General features: G+C 65.4%; 18 protein-coding genes. 9 read left to right on the top strand and 9 right to left on the bottom strand.

Annotated features, from left to right (window positions below):
• Window positions 1-51: 51 nt before the first annotated feature.
• The 4 genes from accB to AC1RKI_RS06800 form a co-directional block, all read right to left on the bottom strand.
• The gene (gene accB / locus AC1RKI_RS06815; RefSeq protein WP_061955389.1) at window positions 52-513 is read right to left on the bottom strand and encodes an acetyl-CoA carboxylase biotin carboxyl carrier protein; all 462 of its coding nucleotides are present in this window, start codon (window positions 511-513) and stop codon (window positions 52-54) included.
• A 131-nt stretch (window positions 514-644) separates the two neighbouring features.
• Window positions 645-1139, bottom strand: coding sequence for a type II 3-dehydroquinate dehydratase (aroQ, locus tag AC1RKI_RS06810; protein WP_061955391.1), 495 nt, complete (start codon window positions 1137-1139; stop codon window positions 645-647).
• 238 nt (window positions 1140-1377) lie between these two features.
• Entirely contained in the window at window positions 1378-1932 is a 555-nt protein-coding gene (locus AC1RKI_RS06805) for a TlpA family protein disulfide reductase (protein ID WP_227458931.1), read from the bottom strand.
• A gap of 41 nt (window positions 1933-1973) precedes the next feature.
• Window positions 1974-2657, bottom strand: coding sequence for a hypothetical protein (locus AC1RKI_RS06800; protein ID WP_061955395.1), 684 nt, complete (start codon window positions 2655-2657; stop codon window positions 1974-1976).
• Window positions 2658-2817: 160 nt separating this feature from the next.
• Here AC1RKI_RS06800 and mpl point away from each other — a divergent pair, with 160 nt between their 5' ends.
• The 8 genes from mpl (at window position 2818) to mtgA (ending at window position 11236) form a co-directional block, all read left to right on the top strand.
• Window positions 2818-4197, top strand: a complete 1380-nt coding sequence (mpl, locus tag AC1RKI_RS06795) for a UDP-N-acetylmuramate:L-alanyl-gamma-D-glutamyl-meso-diaminopimelate ligase (protein WP_492794406.1) — start codon at window positions 2818-2820, stop codon at window positions 4195-4197.
• A 15-nt stretch (window positions 4198-4212) separates the two neighbouring features.
• Entirely contained in the window at window positions 4213-4812 is a 600-nt protein-coding gene (locus AC1RKI_RS06790) for a YqiA/YcfP family alpha/beta fold hydrolase (RefSeq protein WP_150979543.1), read from the top strand.
• Window positions 4813-4838: 26 nt separating this feature from the next.
• Entirely contained in the window at window positions 4839-5483 is a 645-nt protein-coding gene (locus AC1RKI_RS06785) for a chorismate--pyruvate lyase family protein (protein WP_084003919.1), read from the top strand.
• Entirely contained in the window at window positions 5480-6220 is a 741-nt protein-coding gene (fabG, locus tag AC1RKI_RS06780; RefSeq protein WP_061955401.1) for a 3-oxoacyl-ACP reductase FabG, read from the top strand. Before AC1RKI_RS06785 ends, fabG begins: the two co-directional genes overlap by 4 nt.
• A gap of 137 nt (window positions 6221-6357) precedes the next feature.
• Window positions 6358-8505, top strand: a complete 2148-nt coding sequence (locus AC1RKI_RS06775) for a ribonuclease catalytic domain-containing protein (RefSeq protein ID WP_492794409.1) — start codon at window positions 6358-6360, stop codon at window positions 8503-8505.
• Between the two features lie 130 nt (window positions 8506-8635).
• Window positions 8636-9565 (top strand): energy transducer TonB, encoded by a 930-nt coding sequence (locus AC1RKI_RS06770; RefSeq protein ID WP_492794411.1) that lies wholly within the window; start codon window positions 8636-8638, stop codon window positions 9563-9565.
• Window positions 9565-10458 carry a shikimate dehydrogenase gene (gene aroE / locus AC1RKI_RS06765; RefSeq protein ID WP_227458935.1) on the top strand — a complete coding sequence of 298 codons (894 nt, stop codon included), beginning with the start codon at window positions 9565-9567 and terminating at the stop codon, window positions 10456-10458. The genes AC1RKI_RS06770 and aroE overlap by 1 nt, the downstream gene beginning before the upstream one ends.
• Before the next feature lie 76 nt (window positions 10459-10534).
• Entirely contained in the window at window positions 10535-11236 is a 702-nt protein-coding gene (gene mtgA / locus AC1RKI_RS06760; RefSeq protein WP_150979671.1) for a monofunctional biosynthetic peptidoglycan transglycosylase, read from the top strand.
• Window positions 11237-11324: 88 nt separating this feature from the next.
• On the opposite strand, the gene corA is transcribed toward mtgA, so the two are convergent.
• The gene (gene corA, locus AC1RKI_RS06755) at window positions 11325-12287 is read right to left on the bottom strand and encodes a magnesium/cobalt transporter CorA (RefSeq protein ID WP_061955410.1); all 963 of its coding nucleotides are present in this window, start codon (window positions 12285-12287) and stop codon (window positions 11325-11327) included.
• Between the two features lie 482 nt (window positions 12288-12769).
• Window positions 12770-13654, bottom strand: coding sequence for a DMT family transporter (locus tag AC1RKI_RS06750; protein WP_061955412.1), 885 nt, complete (start codon window positions 13652-13654; stop codon window positions 12770-12772).
• 205 nt (window positions 13655-13859) lie between these two features.
• Between AC1RKI_RS06750 and pyrF the strand changes: the two genes are divergently transcribed.
• Window positions 13860-14678, top strand: coding sequence for an orotidine-5'-phosphate decarboxylase (pyrF, locus tag AC1RKI_RS06745; RefSeq protein ID WP_061955414.1), 819 nt, complete (start codon window positions 13860-13862; stop codon window positions 14676-14678).
• A gap of 89 nt (window positions 14679-14767) precedes the next feature.
• On the opposite strand, the gene AC1RKI_RS06740 is transcribed toward pyrF, so the two are convergent.
• The 3 genes from AC1RKI_RS06740 to thiL all read right to left on the bottom strand — a co-directional run bounded on the left by AC1RKI_RS06740 (window position 14768) and on the right by thiL (window position 16974).
• Window positions 14768-15265 carry a CinA family protein gene (locus tag AC1RKI_RS06740; RefSeq protein ID WP_492794414.1) on the bottom strand — a complete coding sequence of 166 codons (498 nt, stop codon included), beginning with the start codon at window positions 15263-15265 and terminating at the stop codon, window positions 14768-14770.
• Between the two features lie 54 nt (window positions 15266-15319).
• Complete coding sequence (locus AC1RKI_RS06735) at window positions 15320-15892, bottom strand: phosphatidylglycerophosphatase A family protein (protein ID WP_061955418.1); 573 nt, start codon at window positions 15890-15892, stop codon at window positions 15320-15322.
• A 101-nt stretch (window positions 15893-15993) separates the two neighbouring features.
• Window positions 15994-16974, bottom strand: coding sequence for a thiamine-phosphate kinase (gene thiL / locus AC1RKI_RS06730; protein WP_492794416.1), 981 nt, complete (start codon window positions 16972-16974; stop codon window positions 15994-15996).
• Window positions 16975-17048 lie beyond the last annotated feature (74 nt).

Genomic DNA, 17048 nt, shown 5'->3' with positions numbered 1-17048 from the left:
ATGCGGCGTGGCCCATCGGGCCGATGCGCCGCGTCAGCCGGTCACGCCGGCTTAGCCGATCACGAACAGCGGTTGGCCGTATTCCACGGCCTGACCGTTTTCGACGAGGATTTCCTTGATCACACCGGCCTTGTCGCACTCGATCTCGTTGAGCAGCTTCATGGCTTCGATGATGCAGACGGTCTGGCCTTCCTTGACGGTGTCGCCGACGTTGACGAACGGCGCGGCGCCCGGCGACGGGGCGCGATAGAACGTGCCAACCATCGGCGAGGTCACGATATGGCCGGCCGGCAACTGCGGCGCGGCTTCGGCGGCGGCAGGAGCCGGTGCGGCGGCGGCCGGCGCGCCCGCGACGGGCATGGCTTGCATCTGCGGCATGGCCATCGGGGCGGCCACGACCTGCGGGGGTTGCTTGACGATCCTCACCTTGCCGTCGCCCTCGGTCACTTCGAGTTCCGAAATGCCGGATTCGGCCACCAGGTCGATCAGCGTCTTCAGCTTGCGCAGGTCCATCTTCTTATCCTCCAGAATCGGGTTGTCCGGTCACTTCCTTGTTGGGAAGGGACGGCGGCGGTCAGTCATTGATTGGTTCTGCCACACGTTGTGCGGCAAAGCCCCGTTGTCTCGATCTCTATATGAATGGCTCAGGCGCCAGCTGCCGGGGCGTCCTGCTCCTGTGCCAGCACGTATTCCAGCGCCAGCAGGTATCCCTGCCATCCCAGTCCGCAGATCACGCCAATCGCCTGGTCGGAGAAATAGGAGTGATGACGGAACGGCTCGCGGCGATGCACGTTGGACAAATGCACTTCGACAAAAGGAATGGCCACACCCGCCAGCGCATCGCGCAGCGCCACGCTGGTATGCGTGTACGCGGCGGGATTGATGACGATGAAGTCCACGCCTTCCGTGCGCGCCGCGTGAATGCGATCCACCAGCGCGCCCTCGTGATTGGACTGGAACGTGTCCAGCCCGATGCCCGCAAGGGCGGCGCGTTTCGCCAGCGCTTCGTCGATATCGGCAAGCGTCGTGTGCCCGTAGGTCTGGGGCTCTCGCGTACCCAGCAGGTTCAGGTTCGGACCATGCAGAACCAGCACTTTGCGGTAGCGGGCGGAGCGGCTGACGGTAGGGGTGGATGACACGGCGGCTCGACCATTTCAACGAAATTGCGCGGAGATTACCGTAGCTTAGAGGGATTTGTCTAGCACGCGATACAAGGTCTTATGTCGGGAAATCGGCATATTCGGCTAGATCTGTGATGAGTCAGGCGCAAAACCCCAAAACACCGCAGTATGTCTGCAAGTTCGCAACGAAATCGTGGCTTTTGTACGCGAGTTGGGTGCAGATATGCGTCGTTTGTGACCGCCGAGAAGGGGTGCCCTATGCGCCCGGCAATTCCTTGCGCAATTCGTCGGCATGCACCCGACCCATCTTGCGGAATTTCACCGCACCATCAGGAGAAATGACCACCGTGTAGGGCAGGCCACCCTGCGCGTTGCCAAAGCTCTTGGACAGTTCGGTGCCGGCAAAACCGGCGACCGCCAGCGGATACTGCACCGGGGTTTTCTTGAGAAATTCCTGGATATTGCTGGCGGAATCGATGCCGATGCCGACAAACTCAACATTGCGTGGCGCGTACTCGGCGTGCAGCGCCGTCAGTTCCGGCATCTCTTCCACGCAGGGGCCGCACCACGGCGCCCAGAAATTGACGACCAGAGTCTTGCCGCGAAATTTCGACAGATCGAGCTCCGATCCCGCCGGATCGGGCATTTTTGCCTGAAAAAGCGCTTCGACGGCGTGCTCGGACGCCTGTTTGGGCTTGAGGACGAAATTGGCGGCTACAACGCCCGCCGCCGCAGCGACGATCGCGATGAGAATCCACAGCATGACGGAAGAACGGCGCGTCGGGATGGAGCGGGGTGCGGATGCAGTCATATTCGAAGTCGATGGTGACAGTTCTATATAGATAGGCCGGCTCACTGCGCCGCGTTGGTCTCGTCGACCAGGGCGCGGACCGCCTTGAGGTCCGCGCGCGCCGGGCGGCCGGTGGCGTCTGCCCTGGCGGCGCCGCGTTCGTCGTCGGCATCATACAGCGCGACGTGGATGCCCACCGGCGCCCCCAACGTGCTGCGCACCTCGCCGGCAAGCTGCCGCGCCTCGCGCGATGCGGGCCATTGGCCGCGCCACAGAAAGCTCAGTGTCTCGACGTCGGCGCGCCCGGCAAAGTGGCGGCTTTCGCTCGTGTCGAAATCGACGCCGGCATTCAGGAAATGCAGCGCAACGTCCTTGGGACTATCGCAGAAACACTGAAGATAGACGTCGGAATGCTCGGACGCGGTGCCGTTCAATACGGCACCGACCAGATACGGACGGTAGGCCGCCAGATCGTCCATGGCCAGCAAGGCCAACTGGCGCAGCAACGCCAGGATGCGCGGCTGGTGCTCGCTCTGGAACAGCGCCTGGTAGGCGCGCACCTCGTCTTCGATCATGTCGTTGTCGGGCAGCCACTCGCCGGCCACGCGGATGTCGCCCAGCACCTGGCGGGCGGCCTTGCGCTTGGCCGTGGCGTAGTCGGCGCCATCTTCGGCGATCATGCGGGCGGCGGCCTGGGCAATCTCTTCGCGCAGGCGGGTGGGGTCGGAAGGCATACGTCGGGACATGGCCCGATGATACCCGCATGCCTGGTTTGCGCGCCGTGCGGCGCGGCGACGCAGCCCGCGGAGGGGCCAGGGGCGCGGCGTGCACGGGACATGCGGGTACAATCGGAGCCTTATTTCGCGCCGCGCCCGCCGCGGCCTCAAGTCTCCCCCCGAAGCTCCCATGCATATTCATATCCTCGGTATCTGCGGTACGTTCATGGGCGGCCTTGCGGTTCTGGCCCGTCAGGCCGGCCACCGCGTGACCGGCTGCGATGCCAATGTCTATCCGCCGATGAGCACGCAGCTCGAAGCGCAAGGTATCGACCTGATCGAAGGCTTCGACCCCGCTCAGCTGGCGCTCGAACCGGATCTGTTCGTAATCGGCAATGTCGTGTCGCGCGGCAATCCGCTGATGGAAGCGATCCTGAACCGCAACCTGCCGTACGTGTCCGGCCCGCAATGGCTGGGCGAGCATGTGCTGAACGGCAAGTGGACACTCGCCGTTGCGGGCACCCATGGCAAGACCACCACTACCTCGATGCTGACGTGGATTCTCGAGGACGCCGGCTACAACCCTGGCTTCCTGGTGGGCGGGGTGCCACAGAATTTTGGTATTTCCGCGCGGCTGACCGAATCGGACTTCTTTGTCATTGAGGCCGATGAGTACGATACGGCGTTTTTCGACAAGCGCAGCAAGTTTGTCCACTATCGTCCGCGTACCGCGATCCTGAACAACCTCGAATTCGATCACGCCGACATCTTCCCGGATCTGGCCGCGATCGAGACCCAATTCCATCATCTGGTGCGAACCGTGCCGGGGCAGGGGCGTCTTGTCGTCAACGGCATGGAGCCGGCCTTGGCCCGCGTGCTGGAGCGCGGCTGCTGGAGCGAAGCCGAGCAGTTCGGCGTGGGCGACTGGCGCGAAGGCGATGCCCGCACGCCGGCGCCGGAAGGCAAGGACGCGTTCGACGTGTACTTCCAGGAGGCCGTCCAGGGCACCGTGGTGTGGGACCTGCAGGGCACACACAACCGCATGAACGCGCTGGCCGCGATTGCCGCCGCGCGCCATGTCGGCGTGCCGCCGGCCCAGGCGATCGAATCGCTGGCGCGTTTCGCCAACGTCAAGCGACGCATGGAAGTGCGCGGCGTGGCCAACGGCGTGACCGTGTATGACGATTTTGCGCACCATCCGACCGCCATCCAGACCACGCTCGACGGCCTGCGCCGCCGCGTCGGCAATGCGCGCATTCTGGCGGTGCTCGAACCGCGTTCGAACACCATGAAGCTTGGCGTGATGGCCGCCCAGTTGCCGGCCAGCCTGGAGGGCGCCGATCTGGTGTTCGGCTACGGCGCGCCGGCGGGCAAGGACGCGCTGGGCTGGAACCTTGGCGAAGCGCTGGCGCCGCTGGGCGACAAGGCCACGGCATTCCAGGATCTCGATGCGCTGGTGCACGCCGTGACCGCCGCCGCCAGACCGGGCGATCACGTCCTGGTGATGAGCAACGGCGGCTTCGGCGGCGTGCATCAGAAATTGCTGGACGCGATCGGCGGCAAGCCATAACGGGCGGGAACAGACATGCTGCTGTACCTGCACGGTTTCCGCTCCTCGCCGCAGTCGATGAAATCCCGGCTCGTGCAGGAGCGCATGCGTCGCTGGGGCCTCGAAAAGTACTTCGCCTGCCCGATGCTCAATGTGTCGCCTTCGGCGGCGATTGCCCAGGCCGAAGCGGCCATTCGCGGCGCAAAGGCCGGCGGGGAGACCGATATCGCCATCGTCGGCTCGTCGCTGGGCGGCTTCTATGCGCGTTGGCTGGCCGAACGCCATGGCTGCCGCGCGGTATTGCTCAATCCAGCGATCCACCCCTGGACCGACCTTGAGAAATATCTCGGCGAGCAGCCGCTGTATCACGGTGGCGGATCGGTGGTGGTCAAGCCCGAACATCTGCAGGAACTGCTCGACCTGCGCGTGGATACCATCACGCGCCCGGAACGCTATTACCTGCTGGCGGCAACCGGCGACGAAGTGCTCGACTATCGCGAGATGGTCGACGCCTACCCCGGCGCACGCATCCGCATCATCGAAGGCAGCGATCACGGCATCTCGGAATTCGACGACTACGTCGACGACGTACTGGCTTTTTGCGGCTACACACCGGGCGGGCGGCTTCCGTCATGAGCGAGCGGATGGCCGGATTGCCGGGACTGCAGCGCCTGCGGGCGGCGTGGCATGCGCATCTGCCGTTCGACGCGGCGATTCCACTGAACCAGCGACGTTGGGCGACCGGTGAGGGATCGCTTACGGCGCGACTGATGTCGGCTTCGTCGCGCTTCCGCGTCGAACGGCTGGCCCAGGCGCCGCAAGTGCCGTTCGCCGACGAGTGGCAGGCGTTGGGCCTGGATCGGCCGCTACCGGCCATCACACGTGAAGTGCTGCTGATTTGCGACGATGTGCCGGCAGTTTTTGCGCACACCATCGTCGATGCGTTTCGCGCGCGGCGCGACTGGCCCTTCCTGCGCGGCCTCGGCAACCGGCCGCTCGGCGGCGCGTTGTTCGTGGATCCGCGCGTGCGACGCGATCCGTTCCAGTTTGCGCGGCTCTCGCCACACCACCCGTTGCGTCAGGCGCTGCAACGGGTGCTGCCGACGCTGGCGTCGGTGCCGATGCTGCCCGCGCGGCGTTCGGTATTCCGGCGCGGCGGCGGCGCCATGCTCGTGACAGAGGTCTTTCTTCCCGACCTGCTGGAACGGGTTGCGCCAGCCAACACCGGCGCGGGCGGCACCAGACTGCCCCGCCGTATCGACACCCACAACACACTGCCAAGGCAGGAACTGAGACAAGCATCATGAAATTGGAAGGACGGGTTGCCATCATCACCGGCGCTGCAGCCGGTATTGGATTTGCCACAGCGCAACGTTTTGCCGCGGAAGGCGCAAAACTGGTCCTGTGCGATGTGAACGAGGCGCGCGTGCGCGAAGCCGCCGACCGCCTGGCCGCCAGTGGGGCGAGCGTGGATGCACACAAGGTCGACGTGACGCGCCGCGAGGAAGTCGACGCGATGGTGGCCGCCACGCTGGCGCGCCATGCCCGGATCGACATCCTGGTCAACAACGCCGGCATCACCAAGGATGCACGCCTGGTCAAGATGACCGAGGCGCAGTTCGACGCCGTGGTCGACGTGAACCTCAAGGGCGTTTTCAACTGCGCGCAGGCTGTGGCCACGATCATGGCCGAGCAGGGCGGCGGCGTGATCCTGAACGCGTCGAGCGTGGTGGGGCTGTATGGCAATTTCGGCCAGACCAACTACGCGGCCACCAAGTTCGGCGTGATCGGCTTCACCAAGACCTGGGCGCGCGAGCTGGGTCCGAAGGGCGTGCGCGTGAACGCGGTGTGCCCGGGATTCGTCAACACGGAAATCCTGCAGACCGTGCCGGAGAAAGTGCTCGACGGCATGAAGGAACATTGCTGGATGCGGCGCCTGGCCGAACCGTCGGAAATCGCCGCGATCTACGCCTTCCTGGCCAGCGACGACGCCAGCTACGTCAACGGCATCGCGATCGAGGCCAGCGGCGGCATGTCGCTCTGATCCGTCCGGGCGTCGGCGGACGCCCGGCGTGGTGCGGTATCATCCACGGTCGAATATCCGTCCGGGGCATGCCGCCTGCGCGTGCGCTACTGCGCACCGCCCAGGCGCTGCCCCGGCACTTCTGAAAGTACCGATCCATGCAGTTGCTGTTCGAAGAAGGCGGCGAAATTCGCGCCGGCACCGTCCTTTCCCAACAGGGCGAGGCTTACCAGGTGGAGTTGCCCGCGGGCAAGCGCACCAAGGTCAAGTCCAAGGACGTGCTGCTGCAGTTTGCCCAGCCGTCGGCAATCGAAATGGTGCGGCAAACCGGCGACCTGACCGCCGAGATCGATCTCGACTTCCTTTGGGAGTGCGCGCCGCCCGATGAATTCGGTTTTGCCGAACTGGCGGCCGAATACTATGGCGCGGATGCGGGCGCGGTGCAGCAGGCGGCGCTCGCCATGGCGCTGCATGGCAATCCGGTCTACTTCCGCCGCAAGGGCCGCGGGCGCTATCTGCGCGCGCCCGAGGACCAGCTCAAGGCCGCGCTGGCCGCGGTGGAGCGCAAGAAGCAGCAGTTGCAACTGCAGGGCGAGTACGAAGCGCAACTGAAGGCGCACAAGCTGCCCGAGGCATTCCGCGGCAAGGTCCTGCAATTGCTGTTCAAGCCAGACAAGAACAGCCTCGAATACAAGGCGATGGATGCCGCCTGCACGGCGCTGGGCATGACGCCGATGCGACTGATGGTGGCCGTGGGCGGCGTGGAAAGCCCGCGCGCGCTGCACGAGGCCAAGTTTCTGGCTGACTGCTTTCCCAAGGGCACCGGCTTTGCCGATGTCGACGTGCCCGAGCCGTCCGCCGACCTGCCGGTGGCCGACGTGCAGGCGTTTTCGATCGACGATGTCACGACGACCGAAATCGACGATGCGCTGTCCGTGACGCGCACCGCCGACGGCAAGCTGCGCGTTGGCATCCATATTGCCGCGCCGGGGCTTGGCATCCGCCGCGGCGACGCGCTCGACGCCATCGCGCGCCAGCGGCTGTCCACGGTGTATTTCCCAGGCGACAAGATCACGATGCTGCCCGACAGCGTGGTGGATCGCTACACGCTGCAGGAAGGGCGCACCTGCCCGGCGCTGTCGCTGTACGTGACGATCGACCCGAATGGGCCGGATGGCGTGGCCGTACTTGGCAGCGAAACCCGGGCCGAACTGGTGCCGATCGCCGCCAACCTGCGCCACAACCTGCTCGAGGATGTGGTGACCGAAGCCGCGCTGGCCGCTGGCACGGGCGACTACCCGTTCCGCGACGAACTGACCGAGCTGTATCGGCTGGCCAATCATCTGCACGACGAGCGCCAGAAGGCGCGCCTGGCAAGCGGATTGCGACCGGAAAGCCATAACCGCGCGGACTTCAATTTCTATATCGACCTGCTGGATGGCGGCGGCGAGCGCGTGCGCATCGAGCAACGCCGCCGCGGATCGCCTCTGGACAAGATCGTGGCCGAGCTGATGATCCTGGCCAACAGCACCTGGGGCAAGCTGCTGGCCGACCACGGCGTGCCGGGCATCTATCGCACACAAAAGGCATGGGGCATGCATCGCACGCGCATGCAGACCTATCCGGCGCCGCACGAGGGCCTGGGCGTGGCGCAGTATGCGTGGAGCACCTCGCCGCTGCGCCGCTACGTCGATCTGGTCAATCAATGGCAGATCCTGGCGGTGGCCCAGCACGGCGTCACGGCCAAGCTGGTTGCGCCGTTCAAGCCCAAGGACGCCGACCTGCTGGCCGCCGTGGCCGACTTCGAAGGCACCTATGCGGCCTATGCGGACCACCAGTCCACCATGGAACGCTACTGGTGCCTGCGCTGGATCAAGCAGGAAAACCGCAACAAGCTCATGGCCACGGTGCTCAAGGACGGCGCGGTGCGTTTTGCGGAGATTCCGCTGGTGACGCGTGTGCCGGAACTGGCGCAAGCTTCGCGCGGCACGCAGGTGTTGCTGGAGCTGGGCGCCACCGACGAGATTTCGCTCGAAGTGTCGTGCCGGGTGCTCGAAATCTTTGCCGGTGAAGGCGAATTGCCGGAAGAAGAACTCGAGGGCGACGCCGGCGACGAGGAAATGGCCGAAGTTTCCGCTGAGGCGGCCGCCGAAGCCGCGGCCGAGGATGTGGCGGAGCAAGCCGCCGAAGACGGGGCCGAAGGAGCGCCGCAAGCGCCATCCGCGGACGCCGTGGCGCCGTCCGGCGACGACGCGCCGGCCGATGCGTCGGCGCCGCGCGACACCGGGCCGGGCACCGCGCCCTGAAGCTTCGCCCAGGCTTCGGTAAACGGGGCGGCTCACTTACAATCGAACCCTGTTCCGGCCATCCCTCGCCCGAGGGGGCCGGTTTTCGATCGAGTTTCCACGCCGACTTCCCTGGCCCGTCCATTCCATCGTGAACGCCGTACTTTCTGCTCCGCGCCACCCCCGTGACTGGTGGCAATCCAGCAGTACGCTGGCCAAGGCTTTGGTCCTGTCCGTGGTCGTTCACGCGGTGCTGCTGATGGTGCGGATTGCCGCGCCTGAAGTGTTCGAGATCAAGCGGTCCGATCCGCAACTCGATGTGGTGCTGGTGAACTCGAAGTCGGCTGAAAAGCCGCGCAATCCCACGGTGCTGGCGCAAGCCAATCTCGACGGCGGCGGCGACCACGACGCCCAGCGCGCCACCACGCCGCTGCCCGCGCAGACCGAGTCCAAGGATGGCGACCTGATTAAGCTGACACAGCGTCGCCTCGAACAGCTCGAAGAAGAGCAGCGCCGCCTGATGACGCAGTCGCGCGAGGCCGCGCAGTCGGTGCGCAGCCAGCCGCTCAAGCCGGGCGAGCAGCGCGCCGACGCGCCCACGCGCGGCCAGGACGAGCGCACTTCCACCGACGAGATGGCGCGGCTCGAAGCCGAGATCGGCCGGAACCTCGAACACTACGCCAAGCGTCCCAAGCGAATGCAACTGACGGCGACCAGCGCACAGGGCGTCGATTACGCGCAGTACTACGATCGCCTGCGCCGCAAGATCGAAGCGCGCGGCACCAGCGATTTCCCGCAGAAGAATGGCAAGCCGATCTACGGCCAGTTGATCCTGGTGATCAACGTGAATCGCCAGGGCAAGCTCGGTTACAACCGCGACGGCTACAACATCGAGAGCATCGACGTGGCAAAGAGTTCGGGTGACCCGGCGCTGGATCGCCAGGCCGTTGCCATCGTCCGCGCCGCCGCACCATTCGGCGTGTTCACGCCGGAGATGCAGTCCCGGCAGGACATCCTCGAAGTCATTTCCACTTTCAATTTCACCCGCAGCGGACTCGACGTCCGCCTGCAAGGCCGCTGATGACCGCAGAAAAGAATTCCACGCCCGACACCACCATCGATCGCTACGTGGTGGTGGGCAATCCCGTGTCGCACAGCCGCTCGCCGGCCATCCACGCGGCGTTTTCGCGCCAGACCGGCGAGGCTCTCCAGTACGAGCGCCTGGAAGCGCCGCTCGACGCGTTCGCCGATACCGTGCGCCGTTTTCTGGCCGAGGGCGGCCATGGCTTCAATGTGACCACGCCGTTCAAGCTGGAAGCCTACGATCTGGCCGATCGGCTGACGCCGCGCGCCGAAGCGGCGGGCGCGGTCAATACGATGTGGATCGAGGATGGCCTGATCCACGGCGACAACACCGACGGCATCGGCCTGGTGCGCGATATCCAGGACAACCTCGACGTGCTGCTCGAAGGTAGGCGCATCCTGTTGCTGGGCGCGGGCGGCGCGGCGATGGGCGCGATGCTGCCGTTGATCGAATGTCGCCCGGCGCGCATCGTTGTAGCCAACCGCACCGCGCAAAAGGCCAGCGACATGGTCGAGCAGTTTGTCGAGGCGGCGGACCAGTACAACGTCGAGCTGTGGGCGGGCGGACTGGACGCGCTCGGTGCGCTATCCGACGACGAAGGCTGCGACGTCATCATCAATGCATCGGCCAGCAGCCTGCAGGGCGAACTTCCCCCTGTGCCGGACCATCTGCTGGGCGAGGGCGTGCTGGCGTACGACATGATGTACGGCGCGAAACCCACCGTGTTCCTGGCCTACGCGGCGAAGTGCGGCGCAACGACGTCCGACGGCCTGGGCATGCTGGTCGAACAGGCCGCCGAGGCGTTCTACAACTGGCGGGGCGTGCGACCGAACACGACGCCGGTGCTGGCCGAGCTGCGCGCGGCGCTGCAGGCCGAAGCGGCGCGCTGAGCGGCAGACCGCCTTGGCCCGTCAGCGCTCAGCGGCCGCCCGGGTGCCGGCCAGATCCTCGGGTGCAGCCAATCCGCTGCGCTGGATCGGCTATTTCGGCGAATGCCTGATCGTTGGCGTGCTGGCGATGCAGGTCTATTTCTTCCTGCAGATTGCAGCCTGGCAGTATCTGAATCCGTCTTCCACCTCGTTCCTGCGCGCCGAGCGCTGGCGGCTGTGCGGCTTCAATTTCTGGAGCTGTACGGTCGACCACAAGTGGGTGAGCTACGACGAGATGTCGCGCAATATCAAGCGCGCGGTCATTGCCAGCGAGGATGCCGATTTCGTCAATCACCCCGGCTACGAACTCGACGCGATGCTCGATGCCTGGGAGCGCAACAAGCAGCGCGGGCGCATCGTGCGCGGCGGGTCGACCATCACTCAGCAACTGGCCAAGAACCTGTTTCTTGCCTCGGAGCAATACTACGTGCGCAAGGGCCAGGAACTGGCCATCACATGGATGCTGGAATTCTGGCTCGACAAGCAGCGGATCTTCGAGATCTACCTGAATTCGGTGGAATGGGGAGAAGGCGTGTTTGGCGTCGAAGCCGCCGCGCAGCACTATTTCCACACGTCGGCCTCAAAGCTCACCGTTGGGCAGGCCGCGCGGCTGGCGGCGGCGCTGCCGGCGCCGAAGTGCTTCGACAAGAAGCAGTACTGCGCCAACGTCCACGTCAACTTCCGGGCCAAGGCGTCGATCATCGCGCGGCGGATGGGCGCGGCGACGCTGCCCGACTGATTGCGCTCGCCCTGCCTGGGCGATCCCCTGTCCCGTGGTATGCGTAACAGTCGGGACGGGTTTGCCGGCGTGCCGCCGGCGCGCGCCGCTAGCTGAGCCAGCCCTTCCTCTTGAAATACACCAGCGGGATCGCCGCCGAGACGGCCATCAGCGCGATGGCCCACGGGTAGCCGATAGCCCAGTCCAGTTCCGGCATCAGCTTGAAGTTCATGCCGTAGATGCTGGCGATCAGCGTAGGCGGCATCAGCGCCACCGACACCACCGAGAACAGCTTGATGATCTTGTTCTGGTTGATGTTGATAAAGCCGACCGTGGCGTCCATCAGGAAGTTGATCTTGTCGAACAGGAACGCGGTGTGGTTCTCGATCGAATCGATATCGCGCAAGATCTGCCGGGCTTCGTCCTGCTGTTCGGCGGACAGTAACTGGCTGCGCATCAGGAATGACACCGCGCGGCGCGTGTCCATGACGTTGCGACGGATGCGCCCGTTCAAGTCTTCCTCGCGCGCGATGGTTTCCAGCACGTCGGCCGCGGCGGCATCGGTCACGTTTTCGGCCAGCACCCGGCGGCTCGCTTCTTCCAGACGCTCGTAGATTTCCTCGATCGAATCGGCCGAGTATTCGGCGTCGGTCGCGTACAGATCCATCAGCACGTCCTTGGCGTTGCGCACCGATCCCGGACGCATCCGCGCGCGCAGCCGCACCAGGCGGAACACCGGCAGGTCTTCGTCGTGAATCGAAAACAGGACGTCGCGCGTGAGCACGAACGCCACGCGCACGTTGCGCGAGGCCTCGTCTTCGGCCAGCAGAAAATCCGTGCGGATGTGGATGTTCTCGTCTTCGCCTTCGAAATAACGCGCCGATGCTTCGAGGTCGCCAAGGTCCTCCAGCTCGGGCAGTACCACGTTGTACGCTTCCTTGATCCACGCGAGCTCCTCGTCATCGGGGCTTACCACGTCGATCCAGATGGGCTTGTGCTGCAGCAGCTCGTTGCGCTCGTCGACCTGCTCCTGGGCAAGCCGACCTTTCTGCAGGACGAACAGATTGATCATCCCTTGGATTCCTTGTTACTGATTGCGCGTTGTCGATGCATCGGAGACAGGCGCAGGCAAGGCTCGCCAGCGGTGCGACCATGAGGCGGCCGGCAAGCGTGATCGCGCTGCGTACGGACGGCGCAAGTGCGCATCCGTTGCAAGACGATGACGTTTGCCTGTTGCCGATATCTGGCTGGCAAGCCGGGAGAGGGAAGATCCGAAGCGCGACACGGAGGCCGGACGGCCGCCGCAAGGGGAAACGGAAAGACACTCACCCGCAGTTGTCTGCGGGCAAGCACGGCGACGTGCGGGGCGATGGCCCCACGCGGATCGACGTTACGCAGCCCGCAGTGACATGGCATCCGACGATGTCGCGAATCTTTCGCGGCAACTCGAACACCCGATGCTACTGCCCACGTAATTTCTCCGGGATTCTGATGGCCGCGAGTGTAATCCAACGCGGGGGGGCTTGTTAAGCGAAATCTCTGCGCCGCTGTTGCTCACAGGCGCCGGCGCAGCAGCGGCGCCAGCATGACCGACGACAGCGCCGCGAACATCAGCACGATGGCTGCGTAATCCTGCCAATGCGGCGTTTCGCCAAGCAGCCACATGCCCGAAAACACGCCCACAACGGGGATGAACATGATCGACAGGCTCGACACCACCGGCGGCAGGCTGCGCGCCAGCGCGAACCACACGAGATGGCAGTACGCGAACACCACCACGGCGTTATAGGCGATCGCGCCCCATTCGACAGCGGTGGGCATGCGCCAGCCGGTTTCGAACAGCAGCGTGCCGAGCGCCAGAAACGGCAGCGTGATGGCCAGCATCCAGAACGTCAGCGCGCCAATCGAAACGTCGACCTGCGTACGCTTCATCAGTTGTGTGCCGAAGCCCCAGCCCGCCGCCGCCACCAGCATCAGCAGGGTGCCCGCCGGGCTGCCCGTCAGCGCGGCGATCTCGCCCGACAGCAGCAGTACGGTGCCGGTCAGCGCGCAGCCGATGCCGATCCATGCCGACAGCGCGATGCGCTCGCGAAAGATGACAAGGCCCCAGACCACGGCCCAGATCGGCATCGTGTAGCCAAGGATGGCGGCGCGGCCCGATGACAGCATCTTGACCGCGCAGATGGCGAACAGATGCCAGATCACCATGTTCGGAATCGCCAGCTTCACCACCGTCGGCCAAGCCTCGCGCGGCACGTGCAGGGAGTCGCCGCGCAGCTTCAGCGCCAGGCCCAGCGCCACCAGCCCGCCGGCCATGCAGAGCAGCCGGAAGCCCATCGCGGGAAAATGCGCGACGCCGATTTTCATGATCGGCCAGTTCAGGCCCCAGGCGACGGTCAGGATGACAAGCAGGATGAGACCGCGGCGGTCGAGTGTCATGGGACGGGCGACGTGGATGTCGCTCTTTTAAGCGGAAGCTGCAAACAATATCACGCCAACAGGTAGAATTGCCGCCAACGCCATATGCTGTACTGCAGGAATGTGCCTTCGCAGTCAGCCAACCAGCCGGCGTGCGCCCGCGTTATGCTGTCCATACACTCGTCGACAGCCGGGCCCCCGGCTCCCATCCGATACCGAGCATCCCATGACCTTCACCGAGCAGCTGTCCGCCGCGTGGCAGCGTAACGATTCCCTGCTATGCGTCGGGCTCGATCCGGACCCGGCCAAGCTGCCGTTGTCCATGACCGGCACGGGCGGCGCGATTTTCTCGTTCTGCCGCGAAATCGTCGACGCCACGGCCGATCTGGTCTGCGCGTTCAAGCCGCAGATCGCCTATTTCCATTCGCAGCGCGCCGAGGATCAGCTAGAGCAACTGATCGAATATATCCACGACGCCCATCCCGGGATTCCCGTGATCCTGGACGCCAAGCGCGGCGATATCGGTTCCACCGCCGAACACTACGCCATCGAGGCGTTCGACCGGTACAAGGCCGACGCCGTCACCGTCAGTCCGTACATGGGTTTCGATTCGATGTCGCCGTATCTGGCGCATCCGGGCAAGGGCGTGATCGTGTTGTGCCGCACCTCGAATCCGGGCGGCTCGGACGTCCAGTTCCTGCAGGTCGACGGCAAGCCGTTGTACCAGGTGGTGGCCGAAGCGGCGCGTGAGCGCTGGAATACCAATGGCCAGATGGGCCTGGTGGTCGGCGCGACTTTCCCCAACGAGATCGCCAAGGTGCGCCAGATCGTCGGCGATATGCCGCTGCTGATTCCTGGCATCGGTGCGCAGGGCGGCGACATCGAGGCCACCGTGCGGGCCGGGCGCACCGCCGACGGCACCGGCATGATGATCAATTCGTCGCGCGCGATCCTGTACGCGAGCCGCGAAAAGGACTTCGCCACTGCGGCGCGCAATGTGGCGCTGCAAACGCGCGAGACGATCAACCGCTATCGCCACGGCTGAGCGGCCTTCAGGCGCTGCCGGCAACGGTCCGCGAGGACGGCCTGGCCGAATGGCCGGGCGAGCCTGTGGTCCGCTGAAGCGGACCAGGCCTACTCCTCGTTGCGGATCAGCTCGATCAGTCCGCGCATCGCGTGTTCGGCCGCCTGGCGGCGGATCTGCGCGCGGTCGCCCTTGAAGCGCTGGGTCTCGGTGCGGGTGGTGATGCGGTTGCTCCAGCCAAAGCAGACCGTGCCGACCGGTTTTTCCAGCGTTCCGCCATTCGGTCCGGCAATGCCGGTAATCGACAGCGCCACCTGGGCGCGGCTGTTCAGCAGCGCGCCTTCCGCCATGGCATGCGCCACTTCCTCACTGACCGCGCCGTGATCGCGTATCAGCTTGGCCGGTACGCCGATCATGGTCGTTTTGGCTTCGTTCGAATAGGTGACGAAGCCGCGCTCGAACCATCCCGACGATCCGGACACATCGGTGATCGCCGCGGCAACCAGTCCGCCGGTGCACGATTCCGCGGTGGCGAGCATGAGCGAGCGCTCCGCGAGCACGGTTCCGGCCTGGATGGCAAGCTGGTCAAGCAGGCGGCTGACGGACATGGCGGCGTTTTCCTGAGTCTTGGGTGCGTGTTGGGCGTTCGGTCCGCTGTGCGCTTAGATCGAGCGCCACAGCGCGAAGACGAGCAGCGTGTAGAACGCCGCAAAGATATCGTCGAACATCACGCCGAAGGCGCCCGTGACGCCGGGCCCCTTGAGCGTGCGGTCGTAATAGCGGATCGGCGCGGGTTTGACGATATCGAAGAAGCGGAACCACAGGAAGGCGGCGAGCTGGCCCCAGAAGCCGGTCGGCATGACAAACACCAGCACCAGCCAGAAGGCGACGATCTCATCCCACACCATGCCGCCGTGGTCGTCCACACCCATGTCGCGCGCGGTACGGCGACAGGCCCAGATGCCGGCCACGAACGCCGCGGCAATGATCCACAGCCAGGTGGTTGGCTCGATCCACATCGAGATCACGATGAACGACAGCCATCCATACAGCGTGCCGACGGTGCCGGGACTGACGGGCGAAAGCCCGGAGCCGAAGCCCAGTGCGACGAGGCGTGCGGGATGCCCGAACATGAAACGGGCGGTTGGCCGCGTGACCTTGACGGTCTGGCCGGCTTCCAGCGTGACGGGATTGACGGGGTCGCGCGGTGCGGCCCCGGGAGGGTAGGCGGACATCAAGGACTTGGCTCTGTCTATGTAGTTATGTCTGGCGCGCAAAGTGCGGCTCTCCCTGTTGCGCGCATGGCGGCATCATGACACGGGTAGGGCGCCGCGTGTCACGTTGCCGCGAAATGGTCGAACGACGTGCCGGTGAAGGTGACCGGGCTGCCGCTGGCATCGACCAGCCGCAGTCCGGCTTCCGCCGTGATCGCGCCGACACGAGTCAGCGGCAGGTCCAGATGCCGGCTGATGGCGGCGATCGTTTCGCGCGCGCCAGCCGGCGCGGAGAAACACAGCTCGTAATCGTCGCCGCCGGCCAGCACGCACTGGCGCTGAAGATCGAGCGGCTGCGCTGACAGCACCGCGGAACGGGGCAGGGCGTCCACATCGACGATGGCGCCGACCGACGAGCGTGCGAGGATGTGTCCCAGATCCCCGACCAGTCCGTCGGACACATCGAGCGCCGCATGGGCCACGCCGCGCAAGGCCAGTCCCAATGCCACGCGCGGCGTCGGGGAATCCATGCGCGGCCGGATCAGCGTGAAATCGGGCTCGGGCAGCAGCCATTCGCCGCGGCAGTCGCCAAGCGCCAGGCGCGCGTCGCCGAGCGTGCCCGACACCCACAGGTCGTCGCCGGGCCGGGCCGCGTCGCGACGCAAGGCCTGACGCGGCGGTACGTCGCCGAACACGGTAATCGACAGCGTCAACGGGCCTTTGGTGGTATCTCCGCCGATCAGCTCGCATCCGTGGTCGTCGGCCAGCGCCAGCAGACCGGCGGCAAACGGTTCGAGCCACGTCGGGTCGGCTTCCGGCAGCGCCAGCGCCAGCGTGAAGGCGCGCGGTTCGGCGCCCATCGCAGCCAGGTCCGACAGGTTGACCGCCAACGCCTTGTGCCCCAGCGCCCGTGGCGCAACGTCCGGGAAGAAATGGCGCCCGCTCACCAGCATGTCGGTGCTGATGGCCAACTGGTGACCGGGACGCGCGTCGATCAGCGCGCAGTCGTCGCCCACGCCGAGGGCGGCCTTGCGGACCGGGCGCGTGAAAAATCGGCGAATCAGGTCGAATTCGGAAAGCGATGCGGGCGAGGGATCTGGCATTGGGCGTTGAGTAACCCGGGAGGCAAGCGCTGATGAAGGCCAGCGCGGATTCAGTGGACATACCGGCTGGTCAA

The organism is Cupriavidus sp. GW822-FHT06G04, from assembly GCF_058799075.1.
Note: the sequence above shows the minus strand (reverse complement) of the source record. Positions and strands in the feature narration are given on the sequence as shown.

Coding starts and splice junctions, on each gene's coding strand:
- accB (WP_061955389.1), bottom strand. CDS start 513: ATGGACCTGCGCAAGCTGAAGACGCTGATCGACCTGGTGGCCGAATCC.
- AC1RKI_RS06805 (WP_227458931.1), bottom strand. CDS start 1,932: ATGACTGCATCCGCACCCCGCTCCATCCCGACGCGCCGTTCTTCCGTC.
- AC1RKI_RS06800 (WP_061955395.1), bottom strand. CDS start 2,657: ATGTCCCGACGTATGCCTTCCGACCCCACCCGCCTGCGCGAAGAGATT.
- mpl (WP_492794406.1), top strand. CDS start 2,818: ATGCATATTCATATCCTCGGTATCTGCGGTACGTTCATGGGCGGCCTT.
- AC1RKI_RS06790 (WP_150979543.1), top strand. CDS start 4,213: ATGCTGCTGTACCTGCACGGTTTCCGCTCCTCGCCGCAGTCGATGAAA.
- fabG (WP_061955401.1), top strand. CDS start 5,480: ATGAAATTGGAAGGACGGGTTGCCATCATCACCGGCGCTGCAGCCGGT.
- AC1RKI_RS06775 (WP_492794409.1), top strand. CDS start 6,358: ATGCAGTTGCTGTTCGAAGAAGGCGGCGAAATTCGCGCCGGCACCGTC.
- aroE (WP_227458935.1), top strand. CDS start 9,565: ATGACCGCAGAAAAGAATTCCACGCCCGACACCACCATCGATCGCTAC.
- corA (WP_061955410.1), bottom strand. CDS start 12,287: ATGATCAATCTGTTCGTCCTGCAGAAAGGTCGGCTTGCCCAGGAGCAG.
- AC1RKI_RS06750 (WP_061955412.1), bottom strand. CDS start 13,654: ATGACACTCGACCGCCGCGGTCTCATCCTGCTTGTCATCCTGACCGTC.
- pyrF (WP_061955414.1), top strand. CDS start 13,860: ATGACCTTCACCGAGCAGCTGTCCGCCGCGTGGCAGCGTAACGATTCC.
- AC1RKI_RS06740 (WP_492794414.1), bottom strand. CDS start 15,265: ATGTCCGTCAGCCGCCTGCTTGACCAGCTTGCCATCCAGGCCGGAACC.
- AC1RKI_RS06735 (WP_061955418.1), bottom strand. CDS start 15,892: ATGTCCGCCTACCCTCCCGGGGCCGCACCGCGCGACCCCGTCAATCCC.
- thiL (WP_492794416.1), bottom strand. CDS start 16,974: ATGCCAGATCCCTCGCCCGCATCGCTTTCCGAATTCGACCTGATTCGC.